Raw genomic sequence first — 17,991 nt, forward strand, 5'->3', positions numbered from 1 at the left:
ACAGTATCTGCTGTCGCGGCTTTGAGAGAAATAGAGTCTTAGTTGTTTGCAAAAGTGAGGTGGTCGCCTTCGGCCTGTGCCGTTATCGGGCGACTCTTGTCAATGCTTCCGCTCAGCAGAGCTTTGCTCAAATCGTTGAGCAACAACCGCTGGAGCGCACGCTTCACGGGACGCGCACCAAACTCAGGGTCGAAACCAGCTTCGCTAATGAGCGCGATGGCATCGGGAGTGACGGTGAGCTGCACCTCCTGTTCGGCGAGTCGGCGGATGACGGCTTCCACTTGCAGGCGAACGATGAGCTCGATCTCGTCCTTCTTGAGCGGCTGGAACATGATAATGTCGTCGATGCGGTTCAAGAACTCTGGGCGGATGGTCTTCTTCAGCATCTCCAGCACTTCGTTCTTCGTTTCCTCAAGGATGTTGGCCTGCTTAGCGTCGGGAAGTCCGCGCATAGCCTCGAACTTCTGTTGGATAAACTGGCTGCCGAGGTTGGAAGTCATGATGATGATGGTGTTCTTAAAGTTGACCACGCGGCCCTTATTGTCGGTCAGACGGCCGTCGTCGAGCACTTGCAGCAAGATATTGAACACATCGGGATGTGCCTTTTCAATCTCGTCGAAGAGTACCACCGAGTAGGGTTTGCGCCGAACAGCCTCTGTGAGTTGTCCGCCTTCTTCGTAGCCCACATAGCCCGGAGGCGCACCCACAAGGCGACTAACGCTGAATTTCTCTTGATACTCTGACATATCGATACGCGTCATCAGCGTTTCGTCGTTGAAGAGATATTCGGCAAGAGCCTTTGCCAGCTCCGTCTTACCCACGCCCGTCGTGCCCAAGAAGATGAACGAACCGATGGGACGCTTGGGGTCTTGCAGACCTGCCCGACTGCGGCGAACAGCATCGCTTACGGCCTGAATGGCCTCGTCCTGTCCGATGACACGTTTGTGGAGTTCGCCTTCCATGTGTACAAGTTTTTCGCGCTCGCTTTGCAGCATTCGGCTGACGGGTATTCCCGTCCAGCGGCTCACTACATCGGCGATATCGTCGGGCGTCACTTCTTCTTTGACAAGAGCTTCTGCGCCTTGGCGCTGATGGAGTTGCTCCTGGATAGAGTCGATTTCGTCCTGCAAGGCCTTTAGTTTGCCGTAGCGAATTTCAGCAACTCGCTCGTAGTTACCTTCACGCTCTGCGCGGTCGGCCTCAAACTTGAGTTGCTCCATTTGTTTCTTATTGTCCTGAATCTTGTTGAGCAATTCGCGTTCGCCTTCCCACTTTGCGCGGAAGTCCTTTTCGCGTTCCTCCAATTCGGAAATTTCTTTGTTGAGGGCAGCAAGTTTCTGCTCGTCGTTTTCCCGCTTGATGGCCTCCCTTTCAATTTCGAGCTGGCGCAAGCGTCGCGTGATTTCGTCGAGCTCTTCTGGTTGGGAGTCGCGCTCCATTCGCAGTTTTGCGGCAGCCTCGTCCATGAGGTCTATGGCTTTGTCGGGGAGGAAACGGTCGGAGATGTAGCGATGAGAGAGTTGGGCAGCGGCAATGAGAGCATCGTCCTGAATACGCACCTTGTGGTGGTTCTCATAACGTTCTTTCAGGCCGCGAAGAATGCTGATGGCATCCTCCACACTTGGTTCGTCCACCAACACGGTTTGGAATCGGCGTTCGAGTGCCTTGTCCTTTTCGAAATACTTCTGGTATTCCTCCAGCGTGGTGGCTCCGATGGTTCGGATTTCGCCACGTGAGAGAGCCGGCTTGAGGATATTGGCAGCGTCCATGGCTCCCTCGCCTTTGCCCGCGCCTACAAGGGTGTGGATTTCATCAATGAAGAGGATAATCTCTCCGTTGGAGTTGGTCACTTCATTGACAACGCTCTTAAGACGTTCCTCAAATTCGCCCTTATATTTGGCACCAGCCAGCAGTGCACCCATGTCAAGACTGAAAAGCTGCTTGTTCTTCAGATTCTCAGGCACATCGCCACGAACGATACGTTGCGCCAGACCTTCAACTATGGCTGTTTTACCCGTACCTGGTTCGCCGATGAGGATAGGATTATTCTTACTGCGGCGACTCAAGATTTGCAGAACGCGGCGAATCTCCTCGTCGCGACCAATAACGGGATCGAGTTTGCCTGTGCGGGCTTCGTCCACGAGGTTGCGGGCGTATTTGCCCAGTGCTTGGTAGGTGTCCTCGCTCGAAGCAGAGTCGGCCTTGCGTCCACCGCGCAATTCTTTGGTGGCAGCTATCAAACCGTTCTCCGTAACGCCTGCATCGCGCAGCATCTGGCTGGCCAAACCTTGGGTTTGAAGGATGGCGAGCAGGAGAGGCTCGAGGCCCACGAATTGGTCGCCATCTTTCTTGGCAATGTCAGTTGCCTTAGTCAGTGCCTCGTTGGCATCGCGGTCCAGATAAGGCTCGCCGCCACTCACACGGGGCTGACTTTGGAGTTCGCGGTCTACAACCTGCTGCAAAGTATTGGCGTTGACGCCCATCTTACCGAAAAGAAATTGTGTGACGTTTTCCCCCACTTGCAGGATACCTGCCAAGAGGTGCAGAGCCGTAACGGCTTGTTGCCCGCCGCTTTGTGCGCAGTTGACAGCCTGTTGTACGGCTTCTTGTGCTTTAATTGTGAAATTATCGAAGTTCATAAGTTTTTTATTTTTATTATTTTGCCATACAATAAAACAAAGGCCGCGCCAAATGGAATAAGAGTGACATTTTGTCAGTGGTTCGTGCAAAATAATACAAAAAACATCCGCCAGAATGAGTGGCGGATGTTGATATGGGAAGCCTATGAATAGGCGGATTAGTTGTCGATGCGCTGCGTTTCGCGGGCCATTTTGATGAGCTCGGGGGAGATGTGGCAGTAGCCACTTGGGTTCTTATCGAGGTAGTCTTGATGATATTCCTCGGCAGCATAGAAATTCTTCAGCGGCATTACTTCTGTGGCAATCGGATCAGAGAAAGCGAAACTTTCCTCGGCGACGGCGTCCTCTATGATGGCTTTGTCAGCCTCGTCCTCATAGTAGATTCCTGTTCTGTACTGTGAACCTTTGTCTGCTCCTTGTTCGTCGACCTGCGTAGGGTCGATCGTCAGGAAATACATACGGAGCAAAAAGAAAAGAGGTACTTTCTTATCGTCGTATTCCACCTTTACGGTTTCGACGAAGTGGGTTGTGTCGGAGCAGACCTCCTCGTAAGTTGGGTTTTCCGTATTGCCGTTGGCATAGCCCACGGTTGTATTAACCACTCCGTGTATCTGTTTGAAATAGTGCTCAGTGCCCCAGAAGCAGCCACCAGCTAAATAAATTGTCTTCACTATTTTGTTTGTATTTTAATGTGCTAATCGCGAGCGGTATATCGCACGGATTAGCACATTTCTTTATTTCAGTTGCGATTCGATCGGGTCACGGTATTGCGCTTGTAGGCGGCGTAGCTCCTTGCGAAGCTCTTTCGTGATTTTCTCCGTACCAGGCTGACCGTAGATATTATTGAGTTCGTGCGGATCATTCTTCAAGTCGAAGAGTTCCCATTCGTCGATGTCGTTGTAGAAGTGAATAAGTTTCCAGCGATCCGTACGTACGCCGTAATGGCGCTTGACACTGTGTTCCGCAGGATACTCGTAGAAGTGGTAGTAAATACTCTTGCGCCAGTTCTTCGGGTGCTGTCCTTTCAGCAGCGGCAGAAGGGAAACGCCATCCATGTCGGCCGGAATCGGCGCACCTGCCAATTCGAGGAAAGTTGGGGCATAGTCGATGTTTTGTACCATCTCTTTGATTTCTCCGCGGCCTTTGAAGTCAGCGGGAAGGCGCATAACGAGTGGCGTGTTAAGGCTCTCCTCGTACATGAAGCGCTTGTCGAACCATCCGTGCTCTCCCATGTAGAATCCCTGGTCGGAAGTGTAGACCACAAGGGTTGAATCGAGCAGGTTGAGGCGTTTGAGCTCATCCAGTACTCTACCTACGTTATCATCGAGGGACTTTGTCACTTTGGCGTAGTCGCGCATGAATCGCTGGTACTTGAATTCGGCCAACTCGTGCCCAGAAAGATTGCGCTGCTCGAAGTCGGCTGTAATACTGTCATAGAAGCAGTCGTAGTCGGCACGGTCGCGTGAATCCATACGTCCAATCATGTTGAGGTACGAATCTGTTAGGCGCGTGGCTGCTCCAGGTGTATAGATTTTGTCATCATAGACAATGTCCATGTCGTGGGAGGAAGCGATGCTCATTTCCTGAGCTGCTGCTGCGACTCTGCCTTTGTAGTCGTCGTAGAAAGTATCGGGTACTTTGAAAGTCTTATCCTCGTACTCGCGGAGATACTTGAGTTCGGGCAGCCAACAACGGTGGCAGGCCTTATGATGGATGAAAAGAGCAAAAGGTTTGGACTTGTCGCGCTGCTTCTCTAACCAGTTGATGCTTTTGTCCGTGATGATGTTGGTGATGTATCCTTTCTCTCGTACGGTTTCGTTCTTCATTGTGATGAAGTCGGGGTTGTAGTAATCACCTTGTCCTGGAATGATGTTCCAGTAGTCAAAGCCCGTGGGCTGGCTGATAAGGTGCCACTTTCCGATGAGGGCTGTCTCGTAGCCCGCCTTTTGAAGAAGTTTCGGCATGGTCTGTTGCGATCCGTCGAAGATGCCGTGCTCGTTGTTGGTGAAGCCGTTGTTGTGAGAATGTTTGCCCGTCAACATACAAGCACGTGAAGGGCCCGAGAGGGAGTTAGCCACGTAGGAATTGACAAACCTAATGCCGTCGCGAGCAATGCGGTCTAAGTTGGGAGTAGAAATATGGCTCTTGTCATAACAAGACATCATTTGCGCCGTATGATCGTCGGTCATGATGTAGACTATATTGTAGCGCTGAGCAGCTGCAGCCATGGGCAGCAATGAGAGCAGAGCTACAGCTTGGGTTTTCTTTTTCATAAAGCGGGAGGTGGGAGTTATAAAAAGAAAGGAGTATTAAAATTAGGGAGGGGTATATACATATCGACGCGAGAAGTATGCCTTTTCAGAGACATTCTTCTCGCGTCAAGTTGTATTTAAGCTTTGTCAGAACCGGCGGCTTGCTTGTTCACCGTTTTCTCAACGATGTCGATGAGTCGCTTACCCAAAGCATCGGCTTCCTCAATGGTATGTGCCTCTGAGAATATGCGGATGATGGGTTCGGTATTGCTTTTTCTGAGGTGCACCCACTTGTCGGCGAAATCAATCTTCAGACCGTCGATGTCAGTAAGGTTCTCGTTGGCGAACTCCTTTCTCACTTCGGATAGAATAGCGTCGAGGTCAGTTTCGGGCTGCAAATCGATGCGGTTCTTTGCGATAGCGTAGAGCGGATACTGTGCTTTCAGCTGTGAAGGCGTTTTGCCCGACTTTGCCATATAGGTAAGCATCAAGGCAATACCAACTAATGTGTCGCGGCCATAGTGGGCTGCGGGATAGATGATTCCGCCATTTCCCTCGCCGCCGATCACGGCGTTGGTTTCCTTCATCTTCAGCACGACGTTAATCTCGCCGACAGCAGAAGGACTATACTGTCCACCGTTTTTCTCCGTCACGTCGCGCAGGGCACGGGTGGACGAGAGATTACTAACGGTGTTTCCTTTCGTGTGTTGGAGAACCCAGTCAGCACAAGTAACAAGGGTGTATTCTTCTCCATACATTTCGCCATCTTCTTGGATGAAAACCAAGCGGTCTACATCGGGGTCACAAACAAAACCGATGTCGTAGTGCTTTTCTTTCATCACGCTGCAAATCTCATCCAGATTCTTGCGCAGCGGTTCGGGATTGTGGGCAAATTGTCCGTTGGGCTCACCATTTAGTATGTCATAAGTCACGCCCAGCTGGTCGAGAAGTTTTGGTAGGATAATGCCACCCACGGAATTGATAGTGTCGAGGCAGACGTGGAACTTAGCGTTTCGAATTGCTTCTACATCTACCAGTTCCAAACCCTTGACCATATCAATATGGTATTGGTCGTAGATGTCTTTTTCTTCGTAGCTTCCGAGCTCATCAACATCGGCGTAGACAAAAGAATGTTCATCGTCGGCTAGGCGAACCACCTCCGCAGCCTCAGCTGGGGGAATAAATTCTCCGAGTTCGTTGAGGAGCTTGAGCGCATTCCACTGTCGTGGATTGTGAGAAGCCGTCAGGATGATACCTCCCACGGCGTTTTCAGCAGGAACGGCAATTTCTGTCGTTGGAGTAGTGGCCAGGCCGATGTTGACTACATCGAAGCCCAATCCCATAAGAGTGCCGCAGACACAGTGGCTCACCATTTCGCCTGAAATGCGTGCGTCGCGTCCTACGACAATTTTTTTCTGTACTTTTCCGCCAACTTTTGCAGCACGGAGGGTTGCATACGCTGTCACGGACTTTACAATGTCGAGCGGATTAAGTGTATCTCCAGTGTGACCGCCGATAGTTCCGCGGAAACCAGAGATAGATTTTATGAGTGTCATTTATTTTTAATTAGGTTTTAGTTCTCTTAATAGGCAGCACAAAGTTAAGAAAGTTCAGAAGAAACTGCAAGAAGTTTTTATAGGAAATTGAGCTTAAAAATAGCAAATCTCCACAAGGTTTTCTTGGTTCTTGTGGAGATTTGGCGGTTATTTCCCAAGCGGAGAATAGTCCACTTTTTTAGTGTGGTCATCATCGTAAACGGCGTTGCGTATCTCTTTGGCTGATACTTCTACTTTTGTTCGTGTGAGTTCAGGAACGTTGAAACTCTTGAGTAATAGTTTGTTCTCTTCAGGATCGGCTTGTGGCAGGACGAAGGCTTTGTGGGCACGGCCCTCCTTGTCGAAATAAGCAATGAAGGGGCGCGTGTACGAGCCGTCCATACGGCGACTGCTGAACACAATCCAGCGGCCGTTGCTCGACCATGTGTGGTAGCTGTCGACATCGGGGCTATTGGCCTCCGTGAGCGGGCGAATCTCACCCGTCTTTAAGTCCTTGATCCATTGGTCGCTCGATTTGTGCCAGATGTGGAACTGACCGTATTTTCCGAGGGTGAAGAGCAAGTATCGCCCATCGGGACTGACGCGCGGAACACTTGCGCTGAGGCTCATATCTGTGCAGTTCACCTCCAGTTGTGGAGGGCCGAAGCGGCGGGTTTGCTCATCGAATGTCATACTATATATATTATAGCGTACAGAGTCGTGGCGTTCCAAAATGCGATTGATAGCCAAACTGTCGGGTAGCCCTTTGAAATCTGGCACATAAGCGTCGCAATAGTAAAGCTTCTTACCATCGGGCGCCCAACAAGGGAACGTTTCGAAATGGTCGTTGGTCTTGAAAATATTTGAGAGCTTGTTGTTGTCCGCATCATAGAAAACGAGGTCGCTGGCATAGTCCACCACCTCTATCTTATTCTTATTGATCATGTGGAAAGCCTGGCCCGTCTTGTTGCTTGAGAAAACCACCCAGTTGCGCGTTGGGTGCCACGTTGGATATACGGTGCTGGCCAGCGTAGAGTCGGTTTTCATATTTAGCTTCTCAATTTTCCCGTTTTCTATCAGCATTGTTCCGCCGTGTGCGGCGCGGACATGGAAGAGCATACGCTTCGTGTTGTGAGCCTGATAGTTGTGGCAATTGATGCAATGGTTCTCTTTTTCTTCAAACGTGCGATTGTTTTCGTAAATCGGCGTTTGTTCGAAATTTTCCAAGTCGCGCTGATAGATGCCCAGTTGGCGATAGAGCTCATAGCTGGGTTCGATGAGGCGATAAGAGAGGTATTTGTCGATAGGTTCTTCGGCCACATGGATAACGTATTTCGGGAAACTCACCCACAGGTCGTTTCGCTCAGCATAGAGTTCCACGCTCAAATCGCGGCCCTTGTTGGCCGTGAGCAGCTTGCGCCATTCAGTGCTGTCGAGGAGGAGTTTTCCATCCTCATTACCGCCTGCAACGAGTTGCGCGCCCTGTCCTTGGATGACTCCCACAAAGTTGTTGCCCGGAGCTGTCACCTGGAAATTGAGTGGGGCAATGTTGGGCGGAATAGTGATGTTGCGGTAGTCGGGGTATATACCTGCCTCCTCCTTCACGGGAGTAGCATTTTTGGGAATACTCACCTCCTTGGCGCAGGAAGCAAAGGCAAAGATGGCGAGCAAAAAGCAATATATTTTTTTCATAATTCAGCTGAGCAATTTAGTTGACCTGTCCTTTGTCCTTATTATTGTTGGCCACATTGCCTTCATTGTTTTCGCAGAAATAATAGTAGAAATAAGTACCCAACCAATCCTGTTTCAAGTTGGCGCGTAGGGCTGGCTTATCCTTGGTATAGGGGCGGGCCGCCATGATGAAGGCTTGGAGATTGGCCATAATCATTTGGTTCACTCCAAACTGCTTTGCCACGTCTTGATAGCCTTCTTTGATAGCGAGGCAGGCGAGGGCTTCTTGCATGGTTTGAGAAATGGGCATTCCTTTCTGCATCATGAAATTTATGCGCGGGAGCAACGCCACCAAGTCTTTGGAATAGAGACACGCCGCTGCCGAGGTGATGAGCGTTTCGTCGGCGCCTTTGTTCACGCCGAGGTTGTAGCCCAAGAACACAGGCTGGCGATAGTTTTGTTCGAAAAGATCCTCTTTGGGGAGAAACTTCTTGACGCTTGCCAACTCCAAGTCTTCGTCGATGAGCTTAGGATTGTTGAGCATCGGCTCATAGCGATCCACAAAAGCTTGCTCAAACGGAACATGCTTCAATATGTTGAGGTATTTCTCGGCCAACTCTTTCTCGCCAGTCAGAATGGCGCAGAGCACGCAGCGCTTGAGATTGCGTGTGGTAGGGCCGTCCATCACGATGCGTTCAAAGGCATAGTGGTAGGCAGGTTGCACAAGTCCGGCGGAAAAGTCGCAATCCGCCTGGAGGAGTCCGTACTCCTCGCTGCCGTCCACCTTTTTCAGGCCCGCATCGGGGTAGTCGTAAGGAATTTCAAAAAGGCGATCCAAGAGCTGATCGGTGCGAAGCAGCGCTATGGCGTGGTAGGCGGCTACGATGCGGGTGGGGCGGCGCGCCGACATGGCATCGTCGATCATTCCCTCCCAGTCTTGCTCCATCATCTTGTTCTGCATCTTAGCTCCGAGAATGTCGTTTTGATGGCGATACATGGCATCGGCATAGAGACCAGCGAAGCCTGCCACGGCCAATAGGATACCGATGCGCAGACCTTTCTCTTTTGCCGCGGACTGCTCTTTGCCACGGCGGATGAAGCGCATAATTTGTGTCACTACGAAGAGCACCACCAGTGTGATAAACGGGATGAGCATCAGGCGGCTCGGCTCGGCTTTGTAGTAGAGGTTGGTACCCATTTCAACAATGTAAGCCATGATGGCAATGGGCAGGAGAAAGGCTATGCCCCGCCAGCGGGCAGGGATGCGGAAGATGGCGTCCAACTGGCAGGCGATGGCCGTGAGGAGAGCGGAGAGGATGAGACCTCCCACCCATTTCGACTTGAATACTATCATCAGATAGCGACCGAACCAAAAGAGATGACCGAGGGGCGTATCGGTGAGAAACTTCATGGACATGGCATCGCTCATCACAAAGGCGTCTTGCTGCGCCCGCACAAAGACATCGCCATAGACGAAAGTGCAGAAAACGAACAACAACACGAAGCCGCTAATTTTGATAAAAGGATTCCAGCAAAACGGTTTTTTAGGCTTCACGGCCTTTGCTGGTGTCTGCTTTGCGGGGGCTTTGTGTTGCGGCTTGTAAGTTTTTTTGTGTGACATTATCAAGGTATATGATTACTTTGCTGACAAAGGTACAATTTTTTGCGGATAAGGTTTGCGGTTTCTTTGTTTTAGCCGCGAAAGGAGAGTTTTGGCCCACGAATTTTCACGAAAGGGGCGAAAGGGCACGAATTTATTTTTTCAATATCTCATCTGTGAGCAGTGATTTAAGAAGAAAATTCGTGCTCATTCGCCTTATTCGTGTCCTTTCGTGGGCTTAAAACCAAAGGAAGTATATCCCCGTAAAGAATCTTCGCAGTTTTGTGTCCTCGAGAATTGCGCGAAAATCAGCGGCAGATAAAGCGGTCTGTTCTGCTTCTATCTGCGCAAACCCGTTGTATAAGGCTATCGGCAGATACAATAAGGCTGTTGGCGGATATCCTTATTGCGTCGGCTGACATCCTTATTGCGCTGGCGGATAGAATAAGGGAAATTTTGCGGGGAATGGTGTAAGTAAATGCGCCTACAATACTGCAATGCCACTTCAGGGTGGGAAAGTTCTGAAAAACGAAGGCGCGAATGCGCATTCTTCATCTAAAAATGAGTGGAATTGGAGCGTTCTCAGTTTTTGTTGAGAAAATCGTTTGTCAAGTTATTGGGCGGTAAGGCGCTATATGGAGCATATAAAAAGGGAACTTCCAACTTGTGGAAATTCCCTTGTATAGAAAAACAGTGAAGGCACGAAGCCTTGTTTTTATTCCTGAAAAGTGTTTAAGAGGTTATTGTACTGACCAGCAGGGCCGCGCTGACCTACGATTTGCTTAATGAAGATATTCATTTCAATCTCGTGCTGATCGGCGCTCTCAAAGAGCTTCCACTGTGCTCGAGCACGCACCAAGTTGTGGTCGGCATACTGCGTTTTGTAATATACATCTCCGTTGATGTAGTCGATAAGGAAACGCACTGCTTGCATATAGGGGAAGAGTTTTGCGGCGTAGGGGAGGTTTTCTATCTCAACGGGAGTTAGGAACACACCAGCACTACGGAGATAGCCCTTAGTGAACGACTTGAAGATTTCGATATTGAAATTCACGTTGTCCAGGTTCGGGTCGTCCTCTTTACCCGTGTTGGCAGCAGAGCGTAGGTAGTCGCCAAAATCAGAGAAGATAAAGTTGGGCATCACCGTATCGAGATCGATGACACAAAGCACTTTACCATCTTTGTCGAAGAGAATGTTGTCGACTTTCGTATCGCAGTGGCAGATGCGCTTCTTGAGTTTGCCTTCACGCTGCAAGCGTTCGGCTTTTGTCATCTCTTCTGCGCGTGCTTGAATAGCCTCGATGAGATCGCGCACATTGTCCACGCGGCCGCTGCGGTTCTCCTTAGCAGCTTCTTCGAGTTGGTGGAGGCGGAATTCGAGATTGTGGAAATCCTTAATGGTTTCACCCAGTTCTACGGGTATATCTGCCAACCAGCTCTGGAACTGTCCGAAAGTTTCGCCTACGATGAAACTCGTTTCGGGAGTAACCTCCGTCATGCTCGTAGTATCGGGGATATAAACCATTATGCGCCAGTATTTCTGTCCGTCGGAGTAGTAGAACTTGCCATCCTTTGCAGGTACGAAACGCAGGCACTTGCGCTCGATGTCCTCTGTGTTGTTGGCCTCCAGCTTTTTGCGGATATGGTCGGTGACGTGGATGATGTTGTTCATCAGCATATCAACGTCGGGGAAAATCTGGTTGTTGATGTGTTGCAGTACGTAGTCGGGAGCTTCACCCTCTGTGGTGACTTTGTAAGTAGTGTTGATGAGTCCGTTACCAAGGGGAGCTACGTCAAGCACCTTGCCCGTTACGTCAAAATTGGCTACGATGTTGAGCAATTCTTTTTGTTCCATAGGTTTATAGTTGTATGTTTTTGTTTGTTATTATTTTTTTCCAAAACGCAAAGAAAGTAATTTTATTTCACAACGGCAACACAAAACAACAAAAAGGGACTGCTTCCAGCTGTGTGGAAGCAGTCCTTTGCTTACTTTAAGTGGGTTCGTCGGTCGGAAGTTTGAAATTCTGACCGCGAAAGAGGTGTTATTAGAAAGCTACTTTTTTGCCATTCACGATATAGAGACCTTTGCTCGCGTTCGTTACGCGACGGCCCTGGAGATCGTGGATGATAGTTTCTGTAGTATTGGTGTTCACCGCCATGTCTTGAATGCTCGTTTCGAGGCCTTTGAGCGGAGTGAAACGTAACTTATAAGTGTATGTGCCACTGCTGGGGCAGAGATACTTATTCAGTGTGCCTGCACCGCACGAACCATTGCCGAGACCTTTCTGCATATAGTCGAAATGAACAAAGACATCGCGCTGACCAGTGGGCAAGTTCCACATGTGGCGGTTAGCCTTCAGCGTGGCATCGTCATAATGAAGCGCAGAGAAAGCTACTTGGCCTTCGGTTTCCACTTTGACGCCGTTGCCCTCATCATCGGACAAGGTGAGATAGCGCAAGCCTTCGTGGTTGCCAGTGCTTTGCGGGCGAGCGTAAGCTTCGAGCTGCTCGCTGACAGTTGACTGATAGAGTCCGAAGAAAGAACCTTCCTTGCGGTCTACATAATTGGCCAAAGGACCACGTGCATAATAGGTCAGATTTTCGAATGAGCTGGGGAAGCGCATACCCATACCAATGCGGCGGAGGTTGGCAACAACCGGAGAGAAAGATGCCTCCAAATCGACAATGCCATTAGCGTAGACAGTGTAAGTAAAGACATAGGGGCAGCGATTGCCTTGAACGTTGTACTTAACAGTAGCAGAGAGACTGTCGGAAGCCACATTGATGGTCCATGTCTTATCGCTAACGCCAGTGGCCTGGTTGTAGTTTTCAGCACCACCATAGGGTTCTTCGTTTTCTACATAGCGATAGTGAGCAAGTTCGGGGCCTTGAGCCGGATTAAAGATGTTTTGACCATCACACTTCCAAGAGCGAAGGCCGCCACTGCGTGTGAAGACGATTGTGTTCTTGCCAGTGTTGAACGTGATATCGTAGTCGGTCTTCTTGATTTGCATCTTGTTGGTGGTGTTGCTGACAACGGGGAGAGCAGCAGGGCGCGCCTGTAATTGATCCTCGAATGTTACCAGTTCGTAGCCAGCATCGCACCAATCGGAAGCTTCGTTCACACAAAGTGCGAGTTGGAGGAAGTATTCGTGGGCAGTTTCCAGTGTGGTAGTATAAGGTACGCTCACCATTGTGGTTTGCAGTGGCTGGCAGTTGAGAGCTGTTGTTCCCGTTTCTACTGTTTCTCCGTCCTTCAATACTTTCCATGCGAGTTTGAAGGTATTAAGATTCAGCTGCGGATAGTTGTTTGTCAGACGGTATAATTTGTTGCCCATCTTCTTGAAGTCAACATACTGATACACCTTTTTCACTTCCGTGAGTTCGGCACTCCATGAGCGGTCAGCGTTGATAATTCCGTTGTTCACGAAGTTTCCCTGGTGAGGGCCGGGCTTGTCGTAGCCACTGATGTATTTAGGATAGCCGTTCAAAGTAGTTGTTTTGGCTTTGATGTCGTTGGCTTCGTAGATACTTTGATCTACCCAGTCCCAGATGCAGCCACCGAGACCATAGTTAGAACCAATGATGGCGTCCCAGTATTCACGGAGATTACCCACCGAATTACCCATCGCATGGGCATATTCGCAGAGGAAATAGGGCTGTTTGCGCCAGTTGTTTCCAGCAAGTCTTTGTACCTCATTTACATCTTTGTACATCACACTCCAGATGTCCGTACCAGCAGTATTATCATTGGTACTTCCTTCATAATGGATGGGGCGACTGCTATCAAAAGCTTTCACCACTCCATGAATTGTTTCAAAATTGCTAAAGCCGCTAGATTCGTTTCCAAGGCTCCAAATGATGGCTGAAGGGTGGTTGAAGTCGCGTCGAACCATACTCATCACGCGGTCTTGCATTTGTGGCAGCCAAGAGATCTTGCCTGCGATAGCACCATTCGGGTTGCGCAGGTTGTCATTCCAGTTCTTATGGCATTCAAGGTCTGCTTCGTCCACAACGTAAAAGCCGAGGTGGTCCATCATCGCCATCATTTTTGCCTGGCGAGGGTAGTGGCTGGTGCGCACCGTGTTGATGTTGGCCTTCTTCATAAGCGTCAAGTCCGTCCACATAGTGGCAACATCGATGGCACGGCCCAAAACGGGGTGCGTGTCCTGTGTGTTGACGCCTTTGAGGTAGGTACGGTTGCCGTTCACAAAGAACTGGCCGTTTCTGATTTCGAGAGAGCGGAAGCCATACTTTGTGGCAAACGCTTCCTCTTCGTTGCTGCCGTTGAGCTGGCTCACGATGAGCGTGTAGAGGTTAGGAGCGTCTGGCGACCATAGTTTGATGCCGCTGAGCTGGCCCAAATTGATGGTGTTCTGCTTGATGCTGTCGCCTGCTGCAAAGGTGATGGTGGCTGATTGCGTAGCCACTTCAGAACCAGAGGGGTCGAGCAGCGAAAGACGTACAGTGCGGTTGCCAGCCACTTTAGAGGGGTTGGCCATGGTGATGGACACGTTTGGCGTTGCAGTGCGTGCAGATGCGTGTACATTGGCCGTGATGAGGTGGTCCTGAATGTAAGTTTTGGGTGTAGCATAGAGATACACATCGCGGTGTATACCTGTCATGTGCCACATATCTTGTCCTTCAAGATAAGAGGCATCGCTCCATCGAATGTTCTGCAAACTGATATTGTTTTCTCCTGGGCGCACGAAGTTGGTCACATCAAATTCGCTGACGTTATTGGCCTCCTGCGTGTAGCCTACATATTTGCCGTTTACCCAGATATAGCTAGCACCGTAGATACCATCGAAATGGAGCACTACGCGCTGATCTGCAAATTCAGAGGGCAATACAAAATTGCGGCGATATGAAGCAACGGAGTTGAGAACATTACTGTTCATATTGATATAAGGAGGATTGTCGCTGAACGGATACTGCACGTTGATGTACGTAGGCTGTCCGTAGCCCTTCATCTCTAAGCAAGAGGGTACAGAAATAGTGTCCCACGCAAATGCATCAACGTTGTCGCCGTAGAAGTCTTCTCCTGGACGATTGTTAGTGCCTTCCTGCCATTTCAGATTCCAAACACCGTTGAGCGACATCCAGCGTGCGCCCGTCGGGTCAAGCCATGGCTTGGCGAAGCGCTCTGTATCAGCTTTCAGTTTGGCCGTTGTAGCGTAGGGAAGGTAAGTGGCGTGAGCCGGCTCATTGTTGATGCGGAAGATTTTCTCGTTTTCCCATTCCTCTTTCTCTGCAACAACGCTCGGCACCTCTGCGAAGCGGAAGCGCGTACCCGCAGCTGTTGCTTCGGTATTGTTAGCTAACTGATCATTAGTGCCGCTACACAGATAATAATAAGAACCTTTATATTGTGTCCGCAGTTGATAGACACCGTTAGAAGTATCCACACTAACTATTTCTATTTGCTGATTTGTATTTGTTGGGTTAGCGCTCCACTGAAGAGGGTACATCTTACTATTGAGAGCCATGTCTATGGCGCTGTTATAAGCGTCGCTGATGATAAGATATTTTTCCGTTCCTTTTAAATTGTCCGGCTGCTCAAAACGCCAAGTGCGCGCTGTGGCAGAACAATCAGCGAAAGTGTTCAGATAAAGTCGTGCATCATTAGCACCGTTATCCCAATTGGTTACAACGAGTTGCATACTCTCATTGTAAATAGCGTAGCATTTTCCTGCTTTAGGTTTTGCGCCATAGGTTTGCGCCTGCACAGAAAATGCACTAACAGCAAAGAACCCCATAGTGAGAAGGTTCTTTAGCTTAGGTAAAAAAAGATTCATTTTATTGTTGTTTCTGGTTTGTTTTATGTTGCAGTTTGCGGGCAAAGATAAGAAAAAAATACAAGCCAGTGTATCTTATCTTCTTTTTTACTTACATTTGCAGCTGCTAATTATAGGTAGCAAAATAGACTTAATGTGTTTTTAGGTAGAATAAGCTAAAATTTTAACGTATCCCTTTGATAAAGATGAAGATATGAGGAAAGTATTACTCTTTATGCTCTTTTTTGCAGCGCTGTCCGCAATGGGGGCAATCCAGTTTAATGAAACGACGCGTTATCGTTTGGTGTGTAAAAAGTTTGGCACTGGTGGCATAGGACTAGGTACATACCACACTAGCACGGCCTTAGTATATTATGACATATATGCCCAGGCGGCAACGGCAGATGCTTGGTGGTATATCCGCAAGAATGGTAACGGCTATACTTTTCAGAATGCTGCAACGGGGCAATACCTATATCATGAACCAACGCGTGAGGAACAAGTGGCTAAAGGCCTTCGTCTGTGCAACGCTGTCACTTCCGACAGTGCGCGTTGGAAGTTGACGTACAAAACTTCCTTTTTTGAAATTTCTAACAAAGCTGTTCCAACGCAGTACATCAACTGCCGTACTGATGGCTCTTACCTTGTTGGTACTTATTATCATGCAGATGATAACGGGCATTTCGAGATTTTTGATGAACAAGGCCGTCAAGTCAAAGATGATGAGCAGTCCGATCCGCTGCGCACTCCTTTATCTGGTTATGTAGATACGCTCCGCTTGAACAATAAAGACCTTGTCTACGATACTCTGGGCGGACGCTTCTTTTTCTCTGTCCGTAAACGCTATCGTGACGGGCGCGACTTTTCAGCAGCAGTAACGTTGTCCGCGCAGCCAGGTGTTACACTGTCGCTCGATGGACAAGAGCTGTCGGACGGCGGAACGATTACGATTCACGGCGTAGATTGCGGAAAGACTTATCCTATCGTTGTGAGTCGCAACGGAAGTGTGGTAGCCTCCGTTCCGCTTCAGATGACGTTCCTTCCCATTGTCGAAATGAACGTTACCTCACCCAATCAGACCACTTATACCCGCGGTTCCATTCGCGTGACCGATCCCGGTGTCACTGGCTATGATTCTCTCTACGTGGCCGGCTTTCGTATTCGTGGCGCGTCGGCAACCAACTATCAGAAGAAGTCGTATGCCATTAAATTGTATGAAGCTAATGGTGAATCGAAGGATGTAGAATTTCTTGGCAAACGTTCTGACAACAATTGGATCCTAGATGCGATGGTGATTGATAAGGCTTGTATGCGCAATCGCCTTTCTACCGATCTGTGGAAGGATATCCACACCGAACCATATTATGCACAATTTGAGAAAAAGAAGATTCGACCCTACACTCGAGGCGAATTTGTTGAAGTGTTTCTCAATGGTGCCTACCACGGCCTTTATTGTATGACCGAGAAGATAGACCGTAAGCAACTGCGCTTGAAGAAGTCGAAAGGCGACACTATACACAGCTTGCTCTATAAATCAGGACAATGGAGCTACGAAGTTCTTTTTGGTCACGAGTTGGGCTATCCCTCTACGACGGGCAGAACTCCGGCTAGATACAGCAATTATTATGATTCTTGGTGTAATTGGGAATTGAAATATCCCGACTTAGAAAAGGGTGAGAAGATTGATTGGGGACCACTTTACAATGCTATCAATTTCTGCGCTACTTCTTCTGATGTAGAATTTGATAAAGGTGTTGAGTCCTATCTGGATCTTCCTGTTTTGCGCGATTATTATCTCTTCCTCGACTTACTTTTTGCTTACGACAATGACGGAAAGAATATGTATTATGCCCTTTATGACTTGCAGAAAAATAATGGGCAGAAACTGACCATAGTACCTTGGGACCTCGATGCCACTTGGGGGCGTAGCTGGGATGGTTCTAACGATGACCAGAAAGATCCTACGGCTGATTGGTCAGTAGTGCGCCGAAGTTATACAGGAGGTCTTACCTACTACAACCGCTTGGAGCAAAGTCCTTATCATAACTGGTCGCAAATGTTGGCCGACCGCTATGCCGAACTCCGTTTGTCGAAGAAGATAGATGCCGATAGTTTAGTGGCACGTATCACCGAATACGCCACACTCTTCAGCGACAGTCGCGCCGATCAGCGTGAAGGCTCATCTTGGTATATGTACCACGGCGAAATACAAAAGGACGTGGAATATATGAAGAACTGGATAAAGGCTCGCGTACCCGCGCTCGACAGGAAGTATAGTTTCGATCCCACTATCTCTGGTCTGCGCCAGGTTTCCGATAAGCCTTATGTGAGTGCAGCAGGCGGAATGGGCAGCATCACCTTTAGTAGCAGTGCGCCACAAATGGTACAAATCTATACCATTGATGGCCGCCTCTATCGCACCATTCGTCTGACTCAAAGCGTAGAGACCGTCGGCGGTATTCCTGCAGGTCTCTATCTGACCGCTGGACAGAAAGTATTAGTACAGTAAGTTTTTTC

The 17,991-nt window shown here is 49.1% G+C and carries 10 protein-coding genes; 1 reads left to right on the forward strand and 9 read right to left on the reverse strand.

Features of this window, described 5'->3' with window-relative positions; genetic code table 11:
• Positions 1 to 38: 38 nt before the first annotated feature.
• The 9 genes from clpB to FHS60_RS04480 all read right to left on the reverse strand — a co-directional run bounded on the left by clpB (position 39) and on the right by FHS60_RS04480 (position 15,495).
• Positions 39 to 2,639: an ATP-dependent chaperone ClpB gene (clpB, locus tag FHS60_RS04440; protein ID WP_183695565.1), complete on the reverse strand. Its 2,601-nt coding sequence runs from the start codon at positions 2,637 to 2,639 to the stop codon at positions 39 to 41.
• Positions 2,640 to 2,797: 158 nt separating this feature from the next.
• Positions 2,798 to 3,310, reverse strand: a complete 513-nt coding sequence (gene msrA / locus FHS60_RS04445; RefSeq protein WP_183695568.1) for a peptide-methionine (S)-S-oxide reductase MsrA — start codon at positions 3,308 to 3,310, stop codon at positions 2,798 to 2,800.
• A 63-nt stretch (positions 3,311 to 3,373) separates the two neighbouring features.
• Complete coding sequence (locus FHS60_RS04450) at positions 3,374 to 4,867, reverse strand: sulfatase family protein (RefSeq protein WP_244957435.1); 1,494 nt, start codon at positions 4,865 to 4,867, stop codon at positions 3,374 to 3,376.
• 161 nt (positions 4,868 to 5,028) lie between these two features.
• Positions 5,029 to 6,447 carry a phosphoglucosamine mutase gene (gene glmM / locus FHS60_RS04455; RefSeq protein ID WP_183695574.1) on the reverse strand — a complete coding sequence of 473 codons (1,419 nt, stop codon included), beginning with the start codon at positions 6,445 to 6,447 and terminating at the stop codon, positions 5,029 to 5,031.
• A gap of 147 nt (positions 6,448 to 6,594) precedes the next feature.
• Complete coding sequence (locus FHS60_RS04460; protein ID WP_183695577.1) at positions 6,595 to 8,118, reverse strand: TolB family protein; 1,524 nt, start codon at positions 8,116 to 8,118, stop codon at positions 6,595 to 6,597.
• A 16-nt stretch (positions 8,119 to 8,134) separates the two neighbouring features.
• On the reverse strand, positions 8,135 to 9,718 hold the full coding sequence (locus tag FHS60_RS04465; protein ID WP_183695580.1) for a DUF6057 family protein: 1,584 nt from the start codon (positions 9,716 to 9,718) through the stop codon (positions 8,135 to 8,137).
• 345 nt (positions 9,719 to 10,063) lie between these two features.
• Complete coding sequence (locus FHS60_RS04470; protein WP_183695583.1) at positions 10,064 to 10,252, reverse strand: hypothetical protein; 189 nt, start codon at positions 10,250 to 10,252, stop codon at positions 10,064 to 10,066.
• 160 nt (positions 10,253 to 10,412) lie between these two features.
• Positions 10,413 to 11,552, reverse strand: a complete 1,140-nt coding sequence (locus FHS60_RS04475) for a phosphotransferase enzyme family protein (protein ID WP_183695585.1) — start codon at positions 11,550 to 11,552, stop codon at positions 10,413 to 10,415.
• A 190-nt stretch (positions 11,553 to 11,742) separates the two neighbouring features.
• A complete protein-coding gene (locus FHS60_RS04480; RefSeq protein WP_183695587.1) occupies positions 11,743 to 15,495 on the reverse strand; it encodes a glycoside hydrolase family 2 TIM barrel-domain containing protein in 3,753 nt (1,250 codons plus the stop codon).
• Between the two features lie 193 nt (positions 15,496 to 15,688).
• Between FHS60_RS04480 and FHS60_RS04485 the strand changes: the two genes are divergently transcribed.
• Positions 15,689 to 17,983 carry a CotH kinase family protein gene (locus FHS60_RS04485; RefSeq protein ID WP_183695596.1) on the forward strand — a complete coding sequence of 765 codons (2,295 nt, stop codon included), beginning with the start codon at positions 15,689 to 15,691 and terminating at the stop codon, positions 17,981 to 17,983.
• Positions 17,984 to 17,991 lie beyond the last annotated feature (8 nt).

It is taken from the genome of Alloprevotella rava (assembly GCF_014195585.1).
Classification (GTDB): domain Bacteria; phylum Bacteroidota; class Bacteroidia; order Bacteroidales; family Bacteroidaceae; genus Alloprevotella; species Alloprevotella rava.

Bases quoted from the DNA above. Each gene is read 5' to 3' on its own strand.
- FHS60_RS04470 (WP_183695583.1), bottom strand. From the start codon at position 10,252: ATGAAGAATGCGCATTCGCGCCTTCGTTTTTCAGAACTTTCCCACCCT.
- FHS60_RS04460 (WP_183695577.1), bottom strand. From the start codon at position 8,118: ATGAAAAAAATATATTGCTTTTTGCTCGCCATCTTTGCCTTTGCTTCC.
- FHS60_RS04485 (WP_183695596.1), top strand. From the start codon at position 15,689: ATGAGGAAAGTATTACTCTTTATGCTCTTTTTTGCAGCGCTGTCCGCA.
- glmM (WP_183695574.1), bottom strand. From the start codon at position 6,447: ATGACACTCATAAAATCTATCTCTGGTTTCCGCGGAACTATCGGCGGT.
- FHS60_RS04450 (WP_244957435.1), bottom strand. From the start codon at position 4,867: ATGGCTGCAGCTGCTCAGCGCTACAATATAGTCTACATCATGACCGAC.
- FHS60_RS04465 (WP_183695580.1), bottom strand. From the start codon at position 9,718: ATGTCACACAAAAAAACTTACAAGCCGCAACACAAAGCCCCCGCAAAG.
- FHS60_RS04475 (WP_183695585.1), bottom strand. From the start codon at position 11,552: ATGGAACAAAAAGAATTGCTCAACATCGTAGCCAATTTTGACGTAACG.
- FHS60_RS04480 (WP_183695587.1), bottom strand. From the start codon at position 15,495: ATGAATCTTTTTTTACCTAAGCTAAAGAACCTTCTCACTATGGGGTTC.
- clpB (WP_183695565.1), bottom strand. From the start codon at position 2,639: ATGAACTTCGATAATTTCACAATTAAAGCACAAGAAGCCGTACAACAG.